Source organism: Candidatus Spyradosoma sp. SGI.093, from assembly GCF_050314555.1.
GTDB lineage: Bacteria > Verrucomicrobiota > Verrucomicrobiia > Opitutales > UBA953 > Spyradosoma.
Genome location: NZ_JBNPNH010000002.1, coordinates 208,497 through 228,910, shown reverse-complemented (window position 1 = coordinate 228,910; position 20,414 = coordinate 208,497). Strand labels below are relative to the sequence as shown.

The following is a 20,414-nucleotide window of genomic DNA, read 5'->3' as shown; positions in this document are numbered from 1 at the left end:
AGGGTTTTCGGGCGCCCGCCGTTTTTCGTTGTTTCCTTACGAATCGCCGTCGGTTATCGTTCCCGCCCTCATGAAAGATGCATTCCTCAGCCTGCTGTTCTGCGCGCTCGCCGCGTGCGTTCCCGCGACGCTTTCCGCCGCGGAGGAAATTCCCGACGACGCCGTTCCCGCGCGGGAAGTCTTCGACGCGAAGAACGCCGCGGTTCTCGGCGTCGTCGAAGGGCTCACGGAATACCTGCCCGTGTCCTCGACGGGGCACCTCATTCTCGCCAACAGCGCGCTCGGGCTGGACTCGGACGCGCCGCTCGTGAGCCGCGACGGCGGCGGGCTCGTGCGCGACCGCGACGGCTCGGAGTTTTCCGTCAAGGAGGCGGCGGACGCGTATTCCATCATCATCCAGTTCGGCGCGATCGTCGCCGTGCTCTTCGCGTATTGGGGGCGGTGCACGGGAACGCTCGTCGGCGTGCTGCGCGGCGACGCGGCGAGCTGGCGCCTCTCGCGCAATCTGCTCGTCGCGTTCGTTCCCGCGGCGGGGCTGGGCTTTCTTTTTTCCGACAGGATCGAGGAGTTCCTGTTCAATCCCGCGACGGTGGCGGTCGCGCTCGTGGTCGGCGGCGTGCTGATGCTCGTCGTCGATCGCCGGCAGAAGAAGCGCGCCGCGGGAACGCCGCCCGGCGCCGTCGAGGCGGGCCCCGACCTGCAGGAGCTCTCCGTGAGGCAGTCGCTGACGATCGGCGCGATGCAGTGCCTGGCGCTCTGGCCGGGCATGAGCCGCTCGATGGCGACGATCGTCGGCGGCTACGTCGCCGGGCTTTCGCCGCGCCGCGCGACGGAATTTTCGTTCCTGCTCGGGCTGATCACGCTCTCGGCGGCGTCGATCTACAAGACGCTGAAATGCGCGGAACAGATGCTCGATTCGTTCGGCGCGGGCGTTTCCGCGATCGGGCTCGCGGTGGCGTTCGTCGCGGCGTTCGCGTCGGTGAAATGGATGGTCGAATGGATTTCCCGGCACGGGCTTTCGGCGTTCGCGTGGTACCGCTTCGCGCTCGCCGCATGCGTGCTCGCGTGGACGTTCCTCCGCTGATCCGCGGCGCGCGGGCTTGCGGCGCGGGAACGCGCGGCGTAAAATGCGCGCCATGTATTTCAAAAACGAATCCGGACGTTTCGCGGAACTGCTCAAAAAACTCGACGGAAAGCGCGTCGCCGTGCTCGGGCACGTGCGCCCCGACGGCGACTGCATCGGCGCCCAGCTCGCGCTCTGCCGCATTCTGCGCGCGCGCGGCGCGGACGCCGTCTGCGTGAACCATCACGCCGTGCCCTACAATCTCAAGGGCTTCGTGCGCGACACGCCGTTCTTCCGCGAAGAGGAATTCGAAAACGACGGGCGCGTCGCCGTTGCCGTCGATTGCGGCAGCCTTTCCCGCCTCGGGAAGTCGCTGCTCGAAAAGGCGTTCCCGCAGGGCGTCTTCGCCTCGATCGACCACCACGAATCGAACGAGCGCTACGCGACGGAGGAGAACATCGTCGTCACGGACGCGGCGGCGACCTGCCACATTCTCGCCGGCTTCTGCGCGGATCTCGGCGTCGAGATCGACGCGCCGCTCGCCGAGGCGCTCTACGTCGGCATCTGCACGGACACGGGCAATTTCCAGTACCCGCGCACGACGGGCGAGGTGATGGAGCTGGCGGCGCGGCTCGTGCGCGCGGGCGCGTCTCCGGCGGCGATTTCGCACGAGCTCTACGAGCAGGAAAAATTCTCCAAGCTCGCGCTGCTGCAGCGCTATCTGGCGACGGCGACGCTGCTCGCCGACGGCAAGGTCGCCGTCGCGTGGATTCCCAAGGACGCGTTCGCAGCGACGGGAACGACGCGCGAGGACGCGGAAAATTTCGTCAACTACCTGCGCAACGTCGCGGGCGTGAAAATCGCCTGCCAGCTCGAACAGTCGCACACGGGCGTGAAGGGAAGCATTCGCGTGAGCGACGACGCGCTGCGCGCGGACCTGCTCGCCGCGAAGCTCAACGGCGGCGGGCACGTCCGCGCGGCGGGCTTCAATCTGGACGGCGCGGACGTGGACCGCGACCGCGGGCGGATCGTCGCCGTGCTGCTCGAGCATCTGCGGGAACGCGAAGCTGCGGCGTGAGCGCGTCGCGCCAGCGCGCGAGCTTTTCGTCGAAGGAAAGGCGCGCGGCGGCGGGGCTCGTCGAGGGCGCGCGGAGGATTTCGAGCGCGGGAACGTCGAAGAGCCGCGGGTGATGCCGCTTCAGCAGCCGGAACGCGGCGTCGCCGTTGCAGACGATTTTCCGGATTTCGGGAAAGGCGGCGAGCAGGGCGGGAACGTCGTTCGGCTCCACGTCGCGGATGGCGGAGTCGAGGCTGCCCGGACGTGTTCCCGCGCCGACGACGTCCCAGAGCCCGACGCCCGCGCGCTTGAGCGCGGCGACGCGCGCGGCGTAGTCCGCTTCCGGAGAAAACCCGCAGAGCGCCCCCGCGATTTTCCAAAAGGCGTTGCGCGGGAACGCGTAGTATTGCCCGCGGGCGAGCGAGACTTCGCCGGGCAGCGAGCCGAGAATCAGCACGCGCGCTCCCGCGGCGACCGCCGGCGGAAAGGAGAATTTTTTCGCGGGAAGGGAATTCATCGACCCGCCATTTTTCGGCGCCGCGCCGCCCCGGGCAAGCGCGATTTTCGGAATCTTCGAAAAAAAGCTTTTCAGACGCGGGCGCGCGCGTATGATTTCCGTTCATGGAAAATAATGAAACGCCGAAGGCTCTCGGTTTCCGCATGCCCGCGGAATGGGAGAAACACGCCGCGATCTGGCTGACCTGGCCGACGAATCCCGCGCTCTGGCCGGGACATTTCGAAGCGCTGCTCGAACAATACGCCGCGTTCGTCGCGACGATCACGCGTTTCGAGCCCGTGCGCCTCAACTGCGCCTCGGGAGCGCTCGAAGCCCAGGCGCGCAGATGCCTCGAAGCCGCGAAAGCGGACTTTTCCGTTTTGGAATTTTTTGACCACCCGGCGAACGACGTCTGGTGCCGCGACCACGGGCCGCTTTTCGTCAAAAACGACGCGACCGGCGAAGTCGCCGTGACGGACTGGATCTTCAACGGCTGGGGCGGGAAATTCACCGCGAATCTCGACAACGAAATTCCCGCCCGCGTCGCGGAATCGCTCGGCATGCGGCGTTTCGCGTTCCCGTTCGAGCTCGAAGGCGGCGCGATCGAGCTGAGCGGCGACGGCCTGCTGCTCACGACCGAATGCGTCCAGAAAAACCCGAACCGCGCCGCCGGACGCGACGACGCCGCTTTCGAGGCCGCGCTCAAAAACGGGCTCGGCGTGAACGAGATTCTGTGGATTTCCGAAGGGCTCGCGGACGACGACACCGACGGGCACATCGACAATCTCGCGCGCTTCGTCGCGCCGCGCGCAATACTTGCCGTTTCGGACAAGAACGACGGGCACGCGAACGCGGCGCCGCTCCGCCGCAATCTCGAACAGCTCCGCGCCATGAAGACGCCCGAAGGCGGACGCTTCGACGTCATCGAACTCCCGATGCCGGAGCCGTTCTCGCGCGCCGGGCGCGACCTGCCGCCGAGCTACGCGAATTTTCTGATCCTGAACGACGCGGTCATCGTTCCCGCCTACGGGCAGAGCGGCGACGCGCGCGCGCAGGGCATCATCGCCGAGGCTTTCCCGGGACGGAAAGTCGTCGGGCTCGATTCGAGCATCATTCTCATCGAAGGCGGCTCGTTCCACTGCCTTTCGCAGCAGGAACCGGCGAGCGGGAAATAGAGTTTTCAAAAACGAAAAGGAAAGATTTTATGACGGCTGAACAGATTTTCAAAATTCTCGGCAACAAAATCCGGCTGCGCCTGCTTTACCTTCTTCGGGAACGCGATCTGCGCGTCGGCGACCTGCAGGCGATCACGGGGCTGCCGACGGCGATGGTCTCCAAGGATCTGATGCGGCTGCGCGCGCGCGGGCTCGTCTCCGCCGTGCGGCGCGGCGTCTCGATCACGTATTCGATTCCAAAGACGGCGGCGACCGACGCGCTGCGGGCGCTGCTCGCCGACGCGGCGGCGCTGAGGCCTCCGGAAATCGCCGAGGACGCGGCGAAGCTGAGCCGCCACGTTCCCGCCGAGGCGCCGCGCACCGACGCGCCGGAAAAATCCTTCGTCGGGAACGCGCCCCGCGCGGAAAAACGCCGCGCGCCCGCGGCGAAGGCGGCGCCGCACGTTCCCGCGGAGCCGGAAGGGCATTTCGCGGGCCTTCCGCCGAATCTGCTCTGACGCCGCGCGCGCCCGGCGCAAAAAAACGTTCCCGCGGGAGTTTCCCCACGGGAACGTTTTTTTTTCGTCGGAAAAATCCGAAACGCGCTCAGTCGACGGTGCCGTCGAAGGTGCGCGGGCCGCGGCTGAAGCCGCCCGGACGCTTCGCGCCGAAGGGGCGCTTCTTGAATCCGCCTTCGCGGCGCGGGCCGCCGAAAGCCGGACGTTCGCCGCCGAAATCGCTTTCGCGGCGGGGAGCGCCTCCGAATCCGCCTTCACGGCGCGGAGCTCCGCCGAAACCGCCTTCGCGACGCGGACTGCCGAACGCGGGGCGCTTGGCGCCGAATCCGCCCGGACGCTTCGCGCCGAATTTGCCGGCGCCGCCGAAGCCGCGGCGTTCCCGCGGGGCGGGAGCGTTTTCTTCGCGCGGGCGCGCCACGTTCACCTTGAGCGGGCGTCCCATGAATTCGACGCCTTCCGTATTCTTGATGGCGACCTGCGCCTCTTCCGGCGTGGACATCACGACGAAGCCGAAGCCCCGCGCGCGTCCCGTAAATTTGTCGCGCATCACTTCCGCGGATTCCACCGTGCCGAATCGGCTGAAGTGCTGTTTGAGGTCGTCCTCGCTGGTCTCCCAGGCGAGATTGCCGACGAATAACTTATTGTCCATTTATAACTTGCTGTCTGACTTTTTACGTCGCTTCAGCGTTCCCGACCGTCGGGTTTCGAGAGCTCCGGAAATCTCCGGGCGCGCTCACCATCTGAAACAACGGGTTTTCATGAAAAAACCGGCGCGCAGTCTCGCGATTTCTCGCGCCGGACGCAACGCCAAAAAAAAGCGTTCCCGCGAAGGGAACGCTTTTTCGGAAAGAAGGAAACGCGGATCACGCGCGGCCGAGATAGGCCTTGTTTTCCGTGCTGATGCGGATGACTTCGCCTTCCGCGATGAAGAGCGGAACCATGACCGTGAGGCCGGATTCGATCTTGACCGCTTTCTGCGCGTTGCCCGAAGTGTTGCCCTTGACGGCGGGCGGCGCTTCGACGACCTTCACGTTCACCGACGCCGGAAGATTCACCGAAACCGGTTTTTCTTCGACGAAGAGCACGTCGTACGTCTGGCCTTCGATCAGGAAGCCCGCGGAATCCTTCAGCGACGCCGCCGGAATCGGGAATTCCTCGAACGTTTCCGCGTCCGAAAACACGTAGTTGCCGTCCGCTTGGTAAAGGAGCTCGAGCTGCTTAATCGAATTGTCGAGCACGTCGAAGGAGGCGCCGATGTTCGTGCGGACCGGGATGACGCGGCCCGAGGCGAGCGAACGCAGTTCCATCTGGCAGTAGGAGGCGTTGTTCGGAGGCGTGCGGACCTGGCACTCCAGCACGAGGCAGAGATCGTTGTTGTAGCGGATGATGTTCTTGCGCTTGATGTTGTTGACGGTGGTATTTGCCATAAGTCGTGAAAAAATCTCAAAACCGCTTTTCCGCGTCAAGCGCGATTTTTCGGCGTCCCGCCTTTCCCGCGCCGCGGGAACGCGGACCTCAGGCGACGCCGAGGCGCGACATTTCTCTTGACAGTTGTGGTGCACATCTGTTGACTGCAGTCATAAAAGTCGAAGCGTTTCCGTCGCGGGCGGGCGTTTCGTTTGGTTCTTCCCCCGCGCAAAAAACAGTTCTTCTAACCATGAAAAACTTTCGACACCATTTCGCTTTTTTGAGTTTCGCCGCGCTCGCGCTCGCCTGCGCGCGTCCGTGCCTTCGCGCCGACGAACCCGTCGATTGGAAGGCGGGGCTCGACGCTTCCGGACAAGGCGAATTCTCGCTCGACGAGAAAAAGCGCATTTTCGAGCAACTGAAGAAGACGGACGACTTTCGTTCTCTGCCCGAAATCTGGCAGAAACTGGTCGCCGAAAACGTGGAGAACTTCAGCAGGGATGGAACAGAAAGGTATGTTTTTTTTCGCTCTTCCGCCTTGGAAATCGGTTGCGACGGCGTGGGGAAAAGCGGGGGAATAACGCGTTTTTTCGCACGCCCCTCGAATGCGGAACATCTGCTCGGCTGGATCAATCCGCCTAAGAAAAAGGCGAAGCCGCAGGCGTTCGTCTCCGTTCCCGCCGCGATGCTGAAAGCTCTCGGCGACGAAGAACGACATTACACGGCGAAGCTCGTCGAAGTCGTGAACGAAAATCTGGACTACTTCGCCAACACGCCGTTCCCGAATTTCGAAAAACAGACGAGCTGCTGGGGCAAGGTCGCGCTTCCGCTCGGGTTGACTCTTCCGTCTGCGCTCATCTTCAACGAGGACGCGCTCGACGTTTTCGCCGGCGGCGACGAAGTGAAATTTGAAATTCAGAAACGCCTCGGTGTTCCGCTTTGGGAGCCGGAAAAGGTCGTGCGAAGAGGGCGGCGCCTCGGGAGCAGCGGTTATTCTCCTCAATTCGGATGGTATTTTCCGTTGTCGGCAGGTTCGTTCTGCGGATATTCGCCTTATGAACGTTGGCGCGATCTTCCCTATGATTTCTTATACGATTCGACGCCGGGGGCGCTTGAGGCGTTCAAGAAATCTCTCGAAGCGGAGGCAGACCGGCACACGAAGGACGCGCCGGTTCAGGAAGTTTTGAAGCACATCGTCGCTCGCGCGGAAAAGCCGTTGGAAATTCTGATTCGCAACAGCGGGGAAGTCGCAGACGGCTTCCGAAACGGACAAAGATTTTCGGGCACGCTGATGAAGCCCGTTCCCGCCGACGCGCCCGTCGATTGGAAGGCGGGGCTCGATACTTCAGGACAAGGCGAAGGTTCGCTCGACGAGAAAAAGCGCATTTTCGAGCAACTGAAGAAGACGGACGACTTTCGTTCTCTGCCCGAGATCTGGCAGAAACTGGTCGCCGAAAACGTGGAGAATTTTCGAGTCTTTCGTGGAGATGGAAACGAGTCTTATACGTTCTTTCATTCTCGCGCCTTGGTCGTCCGCGGTGAAATCCTTGCCGGAAGAACGCATTTTTTCGCGCGCCCCTCGAATGCGGAACATCTGTTGGGCTGGATCAATCCGCCCAAGAAAAAGGCGAAGCCGCAGGCATTCGTCTCCGTTCCCGCCGCGGCGCTGAAGGCTCTCGGCGACGAGGAACGCCATTACGCGGCGAAGCTCCTCGAAGTCGTGAACGAAAATCTGGACTACTTCGCCAACACGCCGTTTCCGAAGTTCGACAAGCGGATGAATTATTGGGGCAAGGTCGCGATTTCGCTCGGGCTGGCGAACCCGAAGAACTGTTTCTTCAGCGAGAAAAACGCGCTCGCCGTTTTCGCCGGCGGCGATGAAGTGAAATTTGAAATTCAGAAACGCCTCGGCGCGCCGCTTTGGGAGCCGGAAAAGGTCGTGCGCCGAGGGGTGCATCTCGGCGACGGCGGCACCAACCCCGAATACGGGTGGAGTTTCTTTTTGCACGGCAGCTATCCATGCTGCGGATATTCGCCTTACGAGCGTTGGCACGACCTTCCTCACGCCTATTTATACGATTCGACGCCGGCGTCTCTCGCGGAGTTCAAGAAAAAACTCGAAGAGGAGGCGAACCGCCACACGGCGGGGTCGCCCGTTCAGGAAGTCGTGAAGCACATCGCCGCTCGCGCGGAAAAGCCGTTGGAAATTCTGATCCGCAACAGCGAGGACGTCGCGAACAAATCCCGAGGCGGACAAAAATTTTCGGGGACGCTGATGAAACCGAAGCCCGTCCTGGAGCGCCAGAGCACGGAACGCTACGAAGAAGAGAGCGGCAGTTCCCGCAAGCGTTCCCGCCGCAAGCGCTGAGCCCCCGCCGCGGGAACGCGCGCCTCAGGCGACGCCGAGGCGCTTCAGCGCGTCTTCGCACGTCAGCCCTTCGACGCGGATCAGCTTGTCCCGCGCGGTCTCGCCCGTCTGCACGGAGACGTTCCCGCGCGGCAGACCGAGCGCGCCCGCGAGAAATTCCGTCAGCTCGCGGTTCGCGCGCCCGCCTTCGGGAACGGCCTGCACCTTGATCTTCAGCGCCTCGCCCAGGAAGCCGACGACCTGCGTCTTCTTCGCGTTGGGCACGGCGCGCACCTTCAGCAGAAAAAACGTCGCTTCGCTCATCGGCGCGTCCTCAGCGGCGTCTCGGCGCTCCCGCGGCGGGAGCGCTTTCGGGACGGATCACGATTTCGCCTTCCTCCGAATAGCCGAGGCGGGAGCGGATTTCCGTCTTGAGAAATTCCGGGTCCTTCAGCATCCGGTCGATGTAGGTTTCGAGATAGGCCTTTTCGGTCTCAAGCTCCTTCAGGCGTTCGGAGCGGCGCGCGGCGATTTTCTCCATCGACGCGCATTCTTCGCGGGCGTCGGCGATCTTGCCGTAGAAGACGACCGCTTCGATCGCGAGCAGCACGAGGCAGAACGCGAATATCATCGCGGGAAGACGTTTGTCGTCGGAATTCGTCGGCATTTTTCGCGCTCCTTTCGGGAATTTCTCATTCGGAAACGAGCGTTTCCGGGTCGTAGCAGTTCCGCAGCGAGCTCGGCGAAAGCCGCGTCGCCTTCGCCGCGTCTCCGCCTTCGGAATCGACGACGACGAGAAACGCGTTCTTGCCGACTTCCTCGACGGCGACCAGGTGCCGACCGTCGGCGCACCACGTCGGGTTGGAGAGCTTGCGGCGCGCGTTCGGTTTGCCCAGGTCGCGCACGGCGCGCGTGTTCACGTCGTAAACGCCGATGCCGTCGCGCCCGGAAGAGCGGTAGGAGAACGCGATCTTGTCCGGCGCCGCCTTGCTCCACGCCGGGTCGGTCGCGTAGGAATAGCCGCTCAGCGCGATCCGTTCCTTCTTGCCGCCGCGCGCGGGAACGCGGTAGAGCCCGGGGCGCCCGTTCGGACCGCTCGTGAACACGACCGTCCTGCCGTCGGGAGAAAAGACGGGCGAGGTCTGCACTTCGCCGTCGGAGCAGAGCGCGGTCGCGTTCCCGCCCGCCGCCGGCTTCACGTAAATGTTCATCACGCCGCGCGCCGAAAGCGCGAGCGCGACGCGCCGCCCGTCCGGCGAGAACGCGCCGCCGTTGTTCGTGTTCGGATACGTCGCGAAGGGCGCGTAGCGGCCCGTCTTCAGATCGACGGAATAGACGTCCGCGGCGCCGCTCGCGTGATACGTCGTGTAGAGCAGGCGGCGGCCGTTCGTGTCCCAGTAGGGCATGATCGCGATGCGCCTGTGGCTCGTCGCGCGGCGCACGTCGCGGCAGAGCAGGTCGGAAAAATAGATTTCCCGCGCGCCCGTCGCGTCGGAGGAGAAGGCGAGCCGCGTCTTCGCGAAGAGCGGCTTCAGGTTCCAGCCGTACGTCTTGCCGACGGCGACCACGATCCTGTCGCAGAGCTCGGCGAGCGCCGCGTCGCCCGTTCCCGCGACGGAAAGCGTTCCCGCGAAGGCGCGGCTCGTTCCCGAGCATTGCGCCGAAAGCCCGTTCCCGTCGCGCGAGACGCGGATGACCGCCGCCGAGCGCGAGGCCGCGTTCACGTCGAACGCGCCGTGCAGCCCGAGCGCCCGCCGGACGGCTCCGCTCAGCCTGGCGTCCGCCGATTCGACGCGGACGGGAAGAATGCCGCGGCGGATGAGAACCTGAATGTCCGCCTCGACCGAAACTTCGTCGTTCGGCGCGGCGACGGCGCCGAGCGCCGAAAGCGCGGTCAGCCCCGTGACCGCCCAAAAAATCGCAGAAAATGCCTTCATGATGAGAAAGCGCTAATATGCCCCGACCGCGGGAATTTTGTCCATTCCGTTTTTCGGGAACGCCCGCGCGGGCGCCTCACTTGCCGTAGATTTCGGCTTCGATGTAGTGGTTGCCGCCGTCGGAAGTGTTCCCGCGCGAGTAAAAACGCACGTAGCGGCCGCGCGCGCCGTTCACGGGAACGAGCTTGCCCGCGCGCGTCTCGACGTAGAGCCGGTCTTCGCCCCTGCCGAATTTCAGCGTGTCGTCGAAGTCGTTGTTGAAGACGACGACTGCGCCCTTCGCGAACGCGGGATCGTCGGAAACGAGAATCACGACGTCGTGATAGACGCGCTTCTGCCGGTGGTAGTGCCACAGCGCGATCGCGTGGATTTCGGCGGACTCGCCGAGGTCGATCTGGATCCACTGCGCGCCCGGCGCGAGCTCCACTTCGTAGCCCTCGTCGCCGTCCTTGTCGCCGTCCGTCAGGTAGGCGAGCTCGCCGACGACGGGATTCGGGTCGGAGGCGCTCACGGGCTTCCCGAGCGCGAGATTCGTGCAGCCGCGCGGAATCTTCAGCGTCGGATTCTTCGCGGGTGCGAGCCGTTCGGCGGGAACGCGGATCGGCTGTGGCGTGCCGACGAGCGCCGCCGGCGGCAGTTCGAGCTTCAGCTCGACGAGCGCGTCGTCCGCGGCGAAGAGCGTTCCCGCGCACAACGCGGCGCAGGAAATCGAGGCGAGAAAAAGATTGCGTTTCATGAGCGCGATTCTCACCCGAGCCTTCCCGCGGAGGCGAGACGATTTTTTTGCGGAGCGCGCGTCCGTCTTTTCGCGCAAGTCGTGGATTCAAAAAATCTGCGGGAATCCGCGAGTTCCGCGGGATATTTTTTCGCGTTCCCGCGCGTTCCCGCCGCGCCGCCGAGCCCGTCGTGCTCTCCTGCGAACCCGGAAACGGCTTCGGCGAAACGCAAGCGGAGAAACATTAAAAAAATGTAATGTTTCTCCGCTTGACTCGCGGCGGTCGCCTCAGCGCGTCGCCGTGATTCCGTGTTTTTCGCAGAATTTCCGCAACGCCGCGTCGCGGGCGCCTTTGTCGCGCAGCACGTCCGCGAGACTTTTCGAGCCGTTCGGTCGCCATTGAGGATCGGCGCCGCCCGCGAGCAGCGTTTCCGCGGACTCGAAATCGCCCTGCATGCAGCACACGGCGAGCAGCGAACCCTCAAATTCGGGAAAGTTCGGGTCGAAGCCGCATTTCAACAGAGCTTTCAGGAGGGCCGGGCGTTCTTTTTTAGGGCACTGGATGAAGTAGGAGGCGTTCCGTTCCTGTCGGACGTCTTCCGCGGACGCGCCGTGCTCCGCGAGCATTCTCATCAGCCGAAAATCGTAGGTGTTCCGCGCGCGGTTCATCAGCTTTCGGGCTTCGGCGGGATCGTTGCGGCAGAGCATTTCCGCGAAGAGTTCCTTCTTCCCTTCGGAAAGGTTTTGGGAGAAAAATCCGCGAACCAGCATTTCGGGAACGGAATAGACGAAGAGGTCTCTGCCTCTGTGCGACGCCGCCGCCTGTCCGGGAACGCACGCCGCGAGGGAAAGGAGCTCTTTCAGTTCTTCTTCCGGGAAGTCGTCTTTTTTGATCATGTAATAGTAATTCCAAAGATGGCGCGCCAGAGCCCGTTCCGGAAACGCCGCGAAATCGTCGCGCCGCGCGACGAAGAGCCGCAGGTAGAGATCGAACGCCACCTGGCGCGTGTTCGCGTCGGCGGTCTCGTCGCGGATGATCGCCTCGAGCGCGTTTTTCGTCTCGGGCGTCGCGGTCTTGCGGGAACGCAGCGCGTCGAGAAGGGTCCGCATTTCCGAGGCCCGCGTTCCCGTCGTGAAGGCGGGAACGAAGCTCGGCAGATCGATGAAGGCGAGAACGTTCCGGTCGGGATCCGCGTCGCCGCGCAGGCTCGCTGCGTAGTTTTCGCAGGTCTGCCGGTTCGCCTCGAAAATGCGCGCGGCGGCGTCATAGGCGCCGCAGGCGAGCGCGAGCCGCGCGGAGAAATTCGGCGCGAACTCGCGACCGTCTTCCTTTTCGCGTCGGCGGAAGGCGGCGAACGCCTCCCAAAGCTCCGGCGTGAAAAAGGCGAGGCGCGCGGGAAAGCGCAGGTCGCATTTCAGCGTGTCGAACGCGTCGATCGCCTGCGCGGGAACGTTCGTGCCCGCGGGAGCGTTTCGAACGCAGTTCATGACGAATTCGCGGATTTCCCGATGAGAGCCGCCCCAGCGCGGGAGCAGATAATTCGCGGTCGTCGCGCCGACGAGTCCGTTGTCGACCGCCGCGAGCATGGCCTTTTTCGCGAACGGGATCGGATCGTCTCCCAGCGTGGAACACGACAGCGCGGCGTTCGCCGAAAGCACGAACGGGTTCGGGAATTCGGGGCGCAACGCTCCCGCCTTTTCGAAACGGTCGATCGCGAGCTCGAGATTTTCCCTAAACGCGATCCAGCCCGCTTCCGTGACGGTGTAGGCGAATCCGTCGCCGCGGGCTTCCCACGCCTTCCTGCGGAAACGGATGCCCTCGAGCATGAGCCGAATCCACGGATCGTCCGTGTCCGATTCCGAAAAATATTCCGCCTTCGCGTCGTAGAACCATGAAAAGACGGCGTAGGCGGCAAGCGGGTCGTTCGGGTGCGCGCGCAGAAAGACGGGAATGAAGCGGCGTTTCGCCTCGTGATTGCGCTGAAGCATGAAGTTTTTCCCGCTGTTTTTTTCGGCGGAGAGGCAGAATTCGAGCGCGGCGAGCTTGACCCAAAGCAGACCGGGCTTGGCGCGCAGACAGGCGTAGAGCGCGTCGGAGGCCTCGATTTCGTCGGCGAGCGACTGCCGGTTGAAGGCTTCCTCGATGTCGCGCATCGAAGGCGGAAGCCCGGACGCGAGTTCCCGGCGTGCCGGCGGGGAGCTCAACAGGTACAGAAACCGCCGATGGTCCGCGTTCCCGTCGGGATCGAAGTCGGGATAGTTCCGGCGGAGATTCTCCGCGAGGCGGTCGCGGAATGGCGCGTAGAGTAGCGTTTCGTAAGAGCGGACGTCGCGGAGACGGAACATCGCGGGATCGCGGACGAATTCCGAATAGCTCCTCGCCGTCAGACCTTCGAAGTCTTCGGCGGGGACGTTTCGGGCGTCGTCTCCGCAGGCGGAGAAAAACGGCGTCGCGCAGCAGAGAGCGACGAGTGCGATGATTTTTTTCATGGGCGGAGTCTTCATTTTTTTTGAGACGTATGCAAGGCGAGCCCGAGGCGGAACGCAAGCGGAGAAACATTAAAAAAATGTAATGTTTCTCCGCTTGACTCGCGGCGGGAAAACTTCCGCAATAGCGGGCGTTTCGATGAATACGCGTTTCGGAAGACTTTTCGTGACCGCCGCGCTTTTCGCCGTTTCCGCGGGAACGGCGGCGGGCGTCTTCGCGGCGCTCGATGCCTGCGCGCGGGAGCGCGAGAACGCGGGAACGCTCGTTTCCTCCGATTCGCTTTTCCGGAAAATTCCCGGCGGGAACGCGCTTTTTTCCTCGGTCGAATTTTCGCCGCGCTCGCGCCGCGCCGTGCTGATGCTCGCCCGCGAGCCGAGGAACGACGCCGAATACGCGCGCTGCCGCGCCGCGCTGAAGCGTCTCCGCGAAAGTCTGCCCGAGGGCGACCGCCTCGTGCTCGCCGACGATTCCGGGCGCACGCTGCTCGAACGCGCGCCGACGCGCTCGCGCAAGGTCTTCGGTCTCGCCGACGAGCTGAAGATTCTCCGCGTCCGTCTCGGGAGCGTGCCCGTGCATTATTTCCCGAGCGATTCCGCGCGCGGCGCGGCGCGGCTCGACGTGTGGCAGGGCGACGCGGCATTTCCCGCGCCCGCGCCGTCGGCGGCTCTGGAGAAAGGAGGCGCGCGGTGAGGGCGGGAACGCTGCTGCTCTGCGCGGCGCTCGCCGCCTGCGTTTCCGCGGGCTTCGCCGCGCTCGCCTGGCTCGGCGTGAACGTGCGCGAAATCCGCGCGACGCGCGAGGCGGAGATCCGCGCCGCGCGCGTCGTCGAGCTGACGCAGGCGCGCGAGACCGAGATTTTCCGCGAGTGGACGCGTTTCGCGGAGGCGCTCGACGCGATTCCGCCGGAGGATTTTTCCGAGGCGTCGGTGCGCGCCGCCGCTTCGCGCGCGGGCGCGGCTCTGCCCGTGAAGGCGCTCGCGGACGCGCTTCCGCCCTCGGCGGGAACGCCCGCGGAGCTCGGCGAAAAATTTTCCGCGTTCCGCGCGGACGGAGATTATTTTCTGATGCGGCGCGGCGGCGGGAACGGCGGCGCGCAGGGCGTCGTTCTTTCGGCGGACGCGCTTTTCCGCGCGTTCGAGGCGGAGTCGCGGGAACGGCTGGCGCGCACGGAAAACGCCGTGATGCGCGTCGTTCCCGTCGCGGAGGCGCGCGGCTTCGGCGTCGTGCGTGGGCTGCCCGGCGCGAAGCTGGAGTTCGACCTCGCGCCGCGTCCGCACGCGGAATCCGTCGCGGCGGAGCGCGCCGTGCTTCTGGCGCTCGCGGGCGCGGCCGCGATGCTCGCCGCGATTTTCGCGCTCGCCGTGCGCGTGTTTCTGCTGAGCGAAAAACGCCGGCTCTTCGCCTCGTCCGTCTCGCACGAGCTGAAGACGCCGCTCGCCGAGCTGCGCCTCTGCGCGGAAACGGCGCACGAACGCTGCGGCGATCCCGCCGTGCGCGGCGAGCTGGACCGCATGCGCCGCAGCGCTTCGGAGCTGAGCGACATCGTCGAAAATCTCCTGCTGTTTTCCCGCATGCGTTCGGGGAAATTCCGCGTTCCCGCGGCGGAGATCTCCGTGGACGCCTTTTTCCGGCGCGTCTCCGACCGCATCGCCGAGCGCCTTTTCGCGGCGGACATGGACGTGATTTTCGACGTCGAGCCCGCCGCGCGGGAACGCCGCCTCTTCGTCAACGAGGAGACGCTCGGCCGCGTGCTCTTCAACCTCGCCGACAACGCCGCGAAGCACGCCCGCCGCGACGACGGCGACAACCTGGTCGCGTTCCGCGCGCGCGTCGCGGGGCGTCGGCTCTTCATCGACGTCGCGGACGAGGGGCCGGGCATTCCGCCCGAGGTCCGCGCGCGGCTCTTCACGCCGTTCGCGGGCGGTTCGGCGTCGCGCGGGCTCGGTCTCGGGTTGGCGATTTCGGCGCGCGCCGCGCGCGCCTTCGGCGGCCGCCTCTCCCTGCTGAAAAGCGACTCCGCGGGAACGACCTTCCGCCTCGAACTGCCTTTGCTCAGCAAATGACGCCGGACCTTCCGGGGCGCGGGGGCGAAGGCATTCCTGCCTTCGTCCGTGCGGCGTCCGCTTCTCCGAGGACGCATTTTCGCCGCGCTGCGTTCCCGCGCTCCCCGCGACGGAGACGCGGACGTCTCCGCCCCCAGACGTTCCCGCGGCGAATCCGCATGAAATGCGGAACAAAAATAACCCCATGCGGCGGAACGCCGCTTGGGGCAGGGGACTCAAAAAAGAACACGCGCCTGAAAGGCGCAACTGCCCCCGCGGGAACGGCGCAGCGCGCGAGGTCGGACGTTCGCGGGCTGGGCGGTTGCGCCTTTCAGGCGCGTTCGGTGTGCGGAGCGTCCCCCAAGCGCGCGCTTCGCGGCGCGCATGGGGTTACGTTTGTTCCGCCCCTTCGGGGCGGCTAAAAATCGTCGCGGGGAAATTTTTTCCTCGCGCGGCGGCGCCCGCCGGTCATTATTGACGGCGCCGTCTTTCCGAAAAATGTCTCCAAAACTCCTTTACGTCGAAGACAATTCCGTGATCCGCGAACGCGTCGCGGCGCATCTGCGCGCCGAGGGCTTCGGCGTGATCGAATGCGCGGACGCGACGGACGCCCGCCGCGCTTTCGCCGAGGCGGATTTCGCGCTCGCGCTGCTCGACGTGATGCTGCCTGACGGGAACGGAATCGCGCTGCTGCGCGAACTGCGCGCCGCCGTCGGCGAGAGCGTTCCCGTCGTCATCGTCTCCGCGCTCGGCGAAATCGACGAACGCGTCTCCGGGCTGGACGCGGGCGCGAACGACTATCTCGCCAAGCCTTTCAGCCTGCGCGAGCTTTCCGCGCGCATCCGCGCCGCGCTGCGCGTCTCCTCCGCGGCGGGGCGGGAACGGCGCGAACCCGCGGCGCGCCTGCGGATCGGCGACGGGCTGCTGGACTGCGCCCGCGCGTGCGTCGTCCGCGGCGACGGGACGGAGATCGCGCTGAGCCTGCGCGAGTTTTTTTTGCTGCGGCGGCTCGCGGAGGAGGCGGGGCTCGTCGTGCCGCTTTCGGAGCTGCTCGCCGCCGTGTGGAAGACGAATCCGGGGAAAACGGTTTCGCAGAGCCCGGCGGTCTTCGTGTCCCGCCTGCGCCGCAAGCTCGCCGGCGTCTGCGAGATCGAAGCCGTCCGCGGTCTCGGCTACCGCCTCGTGCTGCGTTCCCGCGACTGATTCTCCGCCCGCTCGCCCCGCGCGGAGAAACATTGCATTTTTTTAATGTTCGGCCGCTTGCGTTTCGCCGCGGGAACGTTTTTTCTGAAAGGAAAATATGGAATTCTTGGTTTCGCTGATTCTTGAGTTTTTTCAGGAATGCGCGCTCGGCGCGGTGGAATACCTCACGGAAAACCCGTCGCGGAAACGGACGGCGCTCTGCGTGCTCGCGCTTCTTCTCCTCGCGGCGGCGGGCGCGTTCGTCGTCCTGAAAGTTCTCTGAGCGCGAACGCAGCGGTTTCCCGCGTTTCTTTGCTGACAGCGTCGGCGCGGCGGGAATAAGCTCGCGCTTCAACGTATTTTTCCCAGTCATGAACCCGAACGAAACTTCCGTCGCCCGCGCCGCCTGCGGCGTTCCCGCGAAAAAATCCCGCTTCCCGAAATCCGTGTTCTTCATCGTCGGCACGGAGGCGTGCGAGCGTTTCAGCTTCTACGGCATGCGCAGCATTCTCACGCTCTACATCGTGCACGAGCTGCTCAAGGAGCTTTCGGCGAGCGGGGCGGACGGGCTGCGCGCGGCGAACGACTTCGCGACGACCGTCGGACACCTCTTCACGATGGGCGTGTATTTCATGCCGCTGCTCGGCGCCTGGATCGCGGACAAGTTCTGGGGGCGCTACTGGACGATTCTCGTGATGTCGCTGTTCTACGTGTGCGGGAACGCGACGCTCGCGCTCACCGTCGGCAGCGAGACGGGGCTCGCGGTCGGGCTCGCGCTGATCGCGTTCGGCTCGGGCGGCATCAAGCCCTGCGTGTCCTCGTTTATGGGCGAGCAGTTTTCGCCGGACCAGCGCGACTTCGGCATGTTCTATTGGGCGATCAATTTCGGCTCGTTCTTCGCGTTCGGGCTCATTCCCGTGCTGAAGAACGAAATCGGCTACGCGTGGGCGTTCGGCATTCCCGGCATCGCGATGGGACTGGCGACGCTCGTTTTCGCCGCGGGAACGCCCGGCTACAAGCGGACTTTGGGCGAGTGGCTCGCCGAGCCCGCGGGAACGGTCGCGCGGCGCGTGCTGAGTTCCGCCGCGCTCTACGGCGCCGTGCCGGGCTGGTTTTTCTGCGCGCTGATGATGCTCGCGAAGCCGGAAATGCTCGGCGAGGCGGCGACGTCCGCCGACGCGTTCGGCAGGGCGCTCTTCGTCGCGGGCGCGGGCGTCGCGGCGTTCTTCGCGGTCGCGGCGCTGTTCGGGCTGGCGGCGTTTCTGCCGCGGGCGCTGATGAAGCTCGCGCGCGAGGCGCATCCGGACGTTCCCGCCGGCTCCGCCGCCGCTTCCTCTTCGGAGAAAAAATCCGCCGCCGCCGTTCCCGCGCCGTCGATGACGCTGGGCGAGCGCTTCCGCGCGATCCGCGGAATCCTGCTGCTCTTCGCCGTCATTCCCGTCTTCTGGGCGCTGTTCGACCAGATGGCGACGACTTGGGTGATTCTCGGCGGGCAGATGAGCGCGACCACGCTTTTCTCCTACCCGATCAACACGGAAACGATGCAGAACATCAATCCGATCTTCGTGATGTCGCTCATTCCCGTGCTTTCCTTCTTCGTCTATCCCGCGCTGAACCGCACTCGCCTGTTCCGGGCGACGCCCCTGCGCCGCATGACGCTCGGGATGCTGCTCACCGCCGCCTCGTTCGTGATCTGCGCGCTGCTGCAGCGCTCCGTGGACGCCTCGCTCGCGGCGGGAACGCCGACGATCTCCGTGTGGTGGATGGCGCTCCCGTATTTCGTGCTGACGCTGGGCGAAGTGCTCTTTTCGGCGACGGGGCTCGAGTTCGCGTTCTCGCAGGCGCCCGCCGCGATGCGCAGCACGATCACGAGCCTGTGGAACCTGACGACGACGGTGGGCAACTTCCTCGTCGTGCTCGTCGTCGCGCTGGCGCGGGACCTTTCGGCGGCGGAGCGCTTTTACTTCTTCGCGGCGCTGATGGCGGCGGTCGCCGTCGTCTTCGGCGTCTTCTCGTTCTTCTACAAATACAAGGACGGGAACGCGTGAGAGGGGCGCCGCCGGCGGGCGGTCAGTCGGCTTTCCCGGCGCGGGAACGCCCGCCGCGGCGTCCGCGACGGCGGCGTTTCTTCGGCGCGTCGGCGTCCGTCGCCGTTTCCGCGTCTTCCTTTTCGGGCTTCTTCTTCCGCGCGTCCTTCTTCGGCGGGGGCGCGGCGCAGATGGAGCCGCGGTCGATTTCCTGCGGCGCGACGCCGAGTTTCTGCAGCTTCAGAAAGAGCTCTCGGCTCGTCCACGCGTCCGTCGCCGCATAAACGATCTGCTGGTCGGAAAGCGTCTTCGCCGCCCAGTTCGAGACCTGGGCGTTCTTGGAGATGCGCCCGCCGAGATAGTGGGCGCAGAGCGCGCGCAGGCCCGTGTTGTCGATGCCCGCCTTGCGCGTGTACACGCTCGCGTCCACGAAGCCGGCGTCGTCGAACGGCGCGCGTTTCTTTAGGTGGAGCACGTCTTCCTTGACGGCGACGCCGACCTTCAGAATCTGCGGATTTTCGAAAATCGGAAACAGCACGGGAACGCCGCCGCAGTAGTCGAGGCGGAACAGGTAGGCGCATTTTCTGCCGCAGAGCTGCACGAGCGAGGTCAGATAGCCGTTCCCGCGGGTGAAGCACGGGCGCGTCTCCGTGTCGAAGCCGAGCACCTTTTCCTTCGCGAGCGCGGCGACGGCCTTGCGCGCGGCTTTTTCGTCGACGATCACTTCGATTTTCCCCTGGTACTGGAGCAGCGGCAGGGCGGCGACGAAATCTTTGTCGATGTGGAGCAGACCGTTCCCGGCGGGGCGGGCGGGCTTCGAAGCCGTCGCTTCTTCGGCGGCTTTCTTTTCTTTGTCTGCGGCGGTGCGCGTGGCGGATTTCATGATTCGCCGAAACTAATTTTTCGGCCGCCGCCAGGCAACACTTTAAGCGGCGGCGCGGCGGCGGCTCGAAATTCCCGGCGGGAACGTTCCGGCGCCTTCGCGGGAACGCCCGTCAGGCGGAGGGGGAGGAGGCGAGGATTTCCAGGGCTTCGGCGTGGAGGCGCGGATTCGCGGCGAGAATCGACGTGGCGCGGAGCGGGTCGTTCCCGCGCCAGTCGGTGACGACGGCGCCCGCGCCCTGCAGAATCGGCAGCAGCGGGTAGAGGTCCCAGGGCGAGAGCTCCGGATCCGCCATGACGTCCGCGCGCCCGGAGGCGACGAGCAGGTAGCCGCAGCAGTCTCCCCAGGTGCGGAAGAGGCGCGCGCGGTGGAGCAGGGCGTTCCAGTTTTCGTTCGGGTGCTTGGTCTCGCAGTCGATGAGGTCGGTCGTGAGCAGCAGGGCGTCGGCGACGCGCCGCGTCTCGGAGACGCGGACGGGAACGCCGTTGAGGCGCGTTTCGCGGCAGTCGCCGACGATGCGTTCCCGCACGATCGGCTGATCGATGACGCCGATGAGCGGACGCCCTTCGTGGAGCAGACCGAAGAGGACGCCGTAAAGCGCGACGCGCGAGACGAAGGACTTGGTGCCGTCGATCGGATCGAGCGACCAGACGAATTCCGCGTCGAGGTTTTCGTTCCCGAATTCCTCGCCGATGATGCCGTGATTCGGATATTTCGCCTTGATCATCGCGCGCAGGGCGCGTTCGCATTCCTTGTCGGCGACGGTGACGGGCGAGCCGTCGGGCTTGATTTCGATTTCGGTGGAGGCTTTCGCGTGGTAGCCGGCGACGATTTCGCGGGCGGCGTCGGCGAGCGTTTCCGCGAAGGCGCGGAGTTCTTCGAGGTGTTTTTCGGCGATCATGCGGCGCATTTTCGCGCATTCCCGCCGACCGCGCAAAGTCAAAATTCCCCCGGCGTCGGGCGCGGTCGTTCCGGCGGCGCGGAAAACGCGTTTTCCCCTTATGAATACTGACGCGGAGGCGGGGCGCGGCGGCAAAAAATCGTTTGCGTTCCCGCGCGTTTTAGAGCATGATGACCCCTTAAAATGCGCGTTTTCGG

20 protein-coding genes are annotated in these 20,414 nt (G+C 65.0%); 10 read left to right on the top strand and 10 right to left on the bottom strand.

Translation table 11 applies throughout. The features are described 5' to 3' along the window. Nucleotides 1-70 precede the first annotated feature (70 nt). Together ACQREB_RS03080 and ACQREB_RS03075 are read left to right on the top strand one after the other, a co-directional pair. Nucleotides 71-1,084 (top strand): undecaprenyl-diphosphate phosphatase, encoded by a 1,014-nt coding sequence (locus tag ACQREB_RS03080; RefSeq protein WP_427765153.1) that lies wholly within the window; start codon nt 71-73, stop codon nt 1,082-1,084. Between the two features lie 52 nt (nt 1,085-1,136). After that, the gene (locus ACQREB_RS03075) at nt 1,137-2,141 is read left to right on the top strand and encodes a DHH family phosphoesterase (RefSeq protein WP_427765151.1); all 1,005 of its coding nucleotides are present in this window, start codon (nt 1,137-1,139) and stop codon (nt 2,139-2,141) included. Here ACQREB_RS03075 and ACQREB_RS03070 read toward each other — a convergent pair. Beyond that, nucleotides 2,050-2,637 (bottom strand): DNA-deoxyinosine glycosylase, encoded by a 588-nt coding sequence (locus ACQREB_RS03070; protein WP_427765149.1) that lies wholly within the window; start codon nt 2,635-2,637, stop codon nt 2,050-2,052. The two genes, ACQREB_RS03075 and ACQREB_RS03070, sit on opposite strands and share 92 nt — an antisense overlap. A 104-nt stretch (nt 2,638-2,741) precedes the next feature. On the opposite strand from ACQREB_RS03070, the gene ACQREB_RS03065 reads away from it, so the two are divergent. Next, on the top strand, nt 2,742-3,791 hold the full coding sequence (locus tag ACQREB_RS03065) for an agmatine deiminase family protein (RefSeq protein WP_427765147.1): 1,050 nt from the start codon (nt 2,742-2,744) through the stop codon (nt 3,789-3,791). 29 nt (nt 3,792-3,820) lie between these two features. Continuing rightward, nucleotides 3,821-4,288, top strand: coding sequence for a metalloregulator ArsR/SmtB family transcription factor (locus ACQREB_RS03060; protein WP_427765144.1), 468 nt, complete (start codon nt 3,821-3,823; stop codon nt 4,286-4,288). An 88-nt stretch (nt 4,289-4,376) separates the two neighbouring features. On the opposite strand, the gene ACQREB_RS03055 is transcribed toward ACQREB_RS03060, so the two are convergent. Both ACQREB_RS03055 and ACQREB_RS03050 read right to left on the bottom strand, forming a co-directional pair. After that, nucleotides 4,377-4,937 (bottom strand): RNA recognition motif domain-containing protein, encoded by a 561-nt coding sequence (locus ACQREB_RS03055; protein WP_427765141.1) that lies wholly within the window; start codon nt 4,935-4,937, stop codon nt 4,377-4,379. Between the two features lie 214 nt (nt 4,938-5,151). Next, nucleotides 5,152-5,715: an elongation factor P gene (locus ACQREB_RS03050; RefSeq protein WP_427765139.1), complete on the bottom strand. Its 564-nt coding sequence runs from the start codon at nt 5,713-5,715 to the stop codon at nt 5,152-5,154. 230 nt (nt 5,716-5,945) lie between these two features. Here ACQREB_RS03050 and ACQREB_RS03045 point away from each other — a divergent pair, with 230 nt between their 5' ends. Then, nucleotides 5,946-8,063 (top strand): hypothetical protein, encoded by a 2,118-nt coding sequence (locus tag ACQREB_RS03045; RefSeq protein ID WP_427765136.1) that lies wholly within the window; start codon nt 5,946-5,948, stop codon nt 8,061-8,063. Between the two features lie 24 nt (nt 8,064-8,087). Here the strand turns inward: ACQREB_RS03045 and ACQREB_RS03040 are convergent, their stop codons facing one another. From ACQREB_RS03040 to ACQREB_RS03020, 5 genes are all read right to left on the bottom strand, one after another. Further along, nucleotides 8,088-8,366, bottom strand: coding sequence for a DUF167 domain-containing protein (locus tag ACQREB_RS03040; protein WP_427765133.1), 279 nt, complete (start codon nt 8,364-8,366; stop codon nt 8,088-8,090). Nucleotides 8,367-8,376: 10 nt separating this feature from the next. Continuing rightward, the gene (locus tag ACQREB_RS03035) at nt 8,377-8,709 is read right to left on the bottom strand and encodes an FtsB family cell division protein (RefSeq protein ID WP_427765131.1); all 333 of its coding nucleotides are present in this window, start codon (nt 8,707-8,709) and stop codon (nt 8,377-8,379) included. Nucleotides 8,710-8,734: 25 nt separating this feature from the next. Next, a complete protein-coding gene (locus ACQREB_RS03030; RefSeq protein WP_427765129.1) occupies nt 8,735-9,979 on the bottom strand; it encodes a hypothetical protein in 1,245 nt (414 codons plus the stop codon). A 76-nt stretch (nt 9,980-10,055) separates the two neighbouring features. Then, nucleotides 10,056-10,715: a discoidin domain-containing protein gene (locus tag ACQREB_RS03025; protein ID WP_427765127.1), complete on the bottom strand. Its 660-nt coding sequence runs from the start codon at nt 10,713-10,715 to the stop codon at nt 10,056-10,058. A 267-nt stretch (nt 10,716-10,982) separates the two neighbouring features. Beyond that, entirely contained in the window at nt 10,983-13,184 is a 2,202-nt protein-coding gene (locus tag ACQREB_RS03020) for a hypothetical protein (RefSeq protein ID WP_427765125.1), read from the bottom strand. A 136-nt stretch (nt 13,185-13,320) separates the two neighbouring features. Between ACQREB_RS03020 and ACQREB_RS03015 the strand changes: the two genes are divergently transcribed. From ACQREB_RS03015 to ACQREB_RS02995, 5 genes are all read left to right on the top strand, one after another. Then, the gene (locus tag ACQREB_RS03015) at nt 13,321-13,872 is read left to right on the top strand and encodes a hypothetical protein (RefSeq protein ID WP_427765123.1); all 552 of its coding nucleotides are present in this window, start codon (nt 13,321-13,323) and stop codon (nt 13,870-13,872) included. After that, nucleotides 13,803-15,245: a sensor histidine kinase gene (locus ACQREB_RS03010; RefSeq protein WP_427765121.1), complete on the top strand. Its 1,443-nt coding sequence runs from the start codon at nt 13,803-13,805 to the stop codon at nt 15,243-15,245. Before ACQREB_RS03015 ends, ACQREB_RS03010 begins: the two co-directional genes overlap by 70 nt. 477 nt (nt 15,246-15,722) lie before the next feature. Beyond that, complete coding sequence (locus ACQREB_RS03005; protein WP_427765119.1) at nt 15,723-16,427, top strand: response regulator transcription factor; 705 nt, start codon at nt 15,723-15,725, stop codon at nt 16,425-16,427. 97 nt (nt 16,428-16,524) lie between these two features. After that, nucleotides 16,525-16,689: a hypothetical protein gene (locus ACQREB_RS03000; RefSeq protein WP_427765117.1), complete on the top strand. Its 165-nt coding sequence runs from the start codon at nt 16,525-16,527 to the stop codon at nt 16,687-16,689. Between the two features lie 88 nt (nt 16,690-16,777). Then, nucleotides 16,778-18,454, top strand: a complete 1,677-nt coding sequence (locus ACQREB_RS02995; protein ID WP_427765115.1) for an MFS transporter — start codon at nt 16,778-16,780, stop codon at nt 18,452-18,454. A gap of 22 nt (nt 18,455-18,476) precedes the next feature. Here ACQREB_RS02995 and ACQREB_RS02990 read toward each other — a convergent pair whose 3' ends face one another. Both ACQREB_RS02990 and ACQREB_RS02985 read right to left on the bottom strand, forming a co-directional pair. Then, nucleotides 18,477-19,316 (bottom strand): 3'-5' exonuclease, encoded by an 840-nt coding sequence (locus ACQREB_RS02990; protein ID WP_427765113.1) that lies wholly within the window; start codon nt 19,314-19,316, stop codon nt 18,477-18,479. A gap of 112 nt (nt 19,317-19,428) precedes the next feature. Further along, the gene (locus ACQREB_RS02985; RefSeq protein ID WP_427765111.1) at nt 19,429-20,217 is read right to left on the bottom strand and encodes an inositol monophosphatase family protein; all 789 of its coding nucleotides are present in this window, start codon (nt 20,215-20,217) and stop codon (nt 19,429-19,431) included. Between the last annotated feature and the right edge of the window lie 197 nt (nt 20,218-20,414).

Bases quoted from the DNA above. Each gene is read 5' to 3' on its own strand.
- ACQREB_RS03080 (WP_427765153.1), top strand. From the start codon at position 71: ATGAAAGATGCATTCCTCAGCCTGCTGTTCTGCGCGCTCGCCGCGTGC.
- ACQREB_RS03075 (WP_427765151.1), top strand. From the start codon at position 1,137: ATGTATTTCAAAAACGAATCCGGACGTTTCGCGGAACTGCTCAAAAAA.
- ACQREB_RS03070 (WP_427765149.1), bottom strand. From the start codon at position 2,637: ATGAATTCCCTTCCCGCGAAAAAATTCTCCTTTCCGCCGGCGGTCGCC.
- ACQREB_RS03065 (WP_427765147.1), top strand. From the start codon at position 2,742: ATGGAAAATAATGAAACGCCGAAGGCTCTCGGTTTCCGCATGCCCGCG.
- ACQREB_RS03060 (WP_427765144.1), top strand. From the start codon at position 3,821: ATGACGGCTGAACAGATTTTCAAAATTCTCGGCAACAAAATCCGGCTG.
- ACQREB_RS03055 (WP_427765141.1), bottom strand. From the start codon at position 4,937: ATGGACAATAAGTTATTCGTCGGCAATCTCGCCTGGGAGACCAGCGAG.
- ACQREB_RS03050 (WP_427765139.1), bottom strand. From the start codon at position 5,715: ATGGCAAATACCACCGTCAACAACATCAAGCGCAAGAACATCATCCGC.
- ACQREB_RS03045 (WP_427765136.1), top strand. From the start codon at position 5,946: ATGAAAAACTTTCGACACCATTTCGCTTTTTTGAGTTTCGCCGCGCTC.
- ACQREB_RS03040 (WP_427765133.1), bottom strand. From the start codon at position 8,366: ATGAGCGAAGCGACGTTTTTTCTGCTGAAGGTGCGCGCCGTGCCCAAC.
- ACQREB_RS03035 (WP_427765131.1), bottom strand. From the start codon at position 8,709: ATGCCGACGAATTCCGACGACAAACGTCTTCCCGCGATGATATTCGCG.
- ACQREB_RS03030 (WP_427765129.1), bottom strand. From the start codon at position 9,979: ATGAAGGCATTTTCTGCGATTTTTTGGGCGGTCACGGGGCTGACCGCG.
- ACQREB_RS03025 (WP_427765127.1), bottom strand. From the start codon at position 10,715: ATGAAACGCAATCTTTTTCTCGCCTCGATTTCCTGCGCCGCGTTGTGC.
- ACQREB_RS03020 (WP_427765125.1), bottom strand. From the start codon at position 13,184: ATGAAAAAAATCATCGCACTCGTCGCTCTCTGCTGCGCGACGCCGTTT.
- ACQREB_RS03015 (WP_427765123.1), top strand. From the start codon at position 13,321: ATGAATACGCGTTTCGGAAGACTTTTCGTGACCGCCGCGCTTTTCGCC.
- ACQREB_RS03005 (WP_427765119.1), top strand. From the start codon at position 15,723: ATGTCTCCAAAACTCCTTTACGTCGAAGACAATTCCGTGATCCGCGAA.
- ACQREB_RS03000 (WP_427765117.1), top strand. From the start codon at position 16,525: ATGGAATTCTTGGTTTCGCTGATTCTTGAGTTTTTTCAGGAATGCGCG.
- ACQREB_RS02995 (WP_427765115.1), top strand. From the start codon at position 16,778: ATGAACCCGAACGAAACTTCCGTCGCCCGCGCCGCCTGCGGCGTTCCC.
- ACQREB_RS02990 (WP_427765113.1), bottom strand. From the start codon at position 19,316: ATGAAATCCGCCACGCGCACCGCCGCAGACAAAGAAAAGAAAGCCGCC.
- ACQREB_RS02985 (WP_427765111.1), bottom strand. From the start codon at position 20,217: ATGATCGCCGAAAAACACCTCGAAGAACTCCGCGCCTTCGCGGAAACG.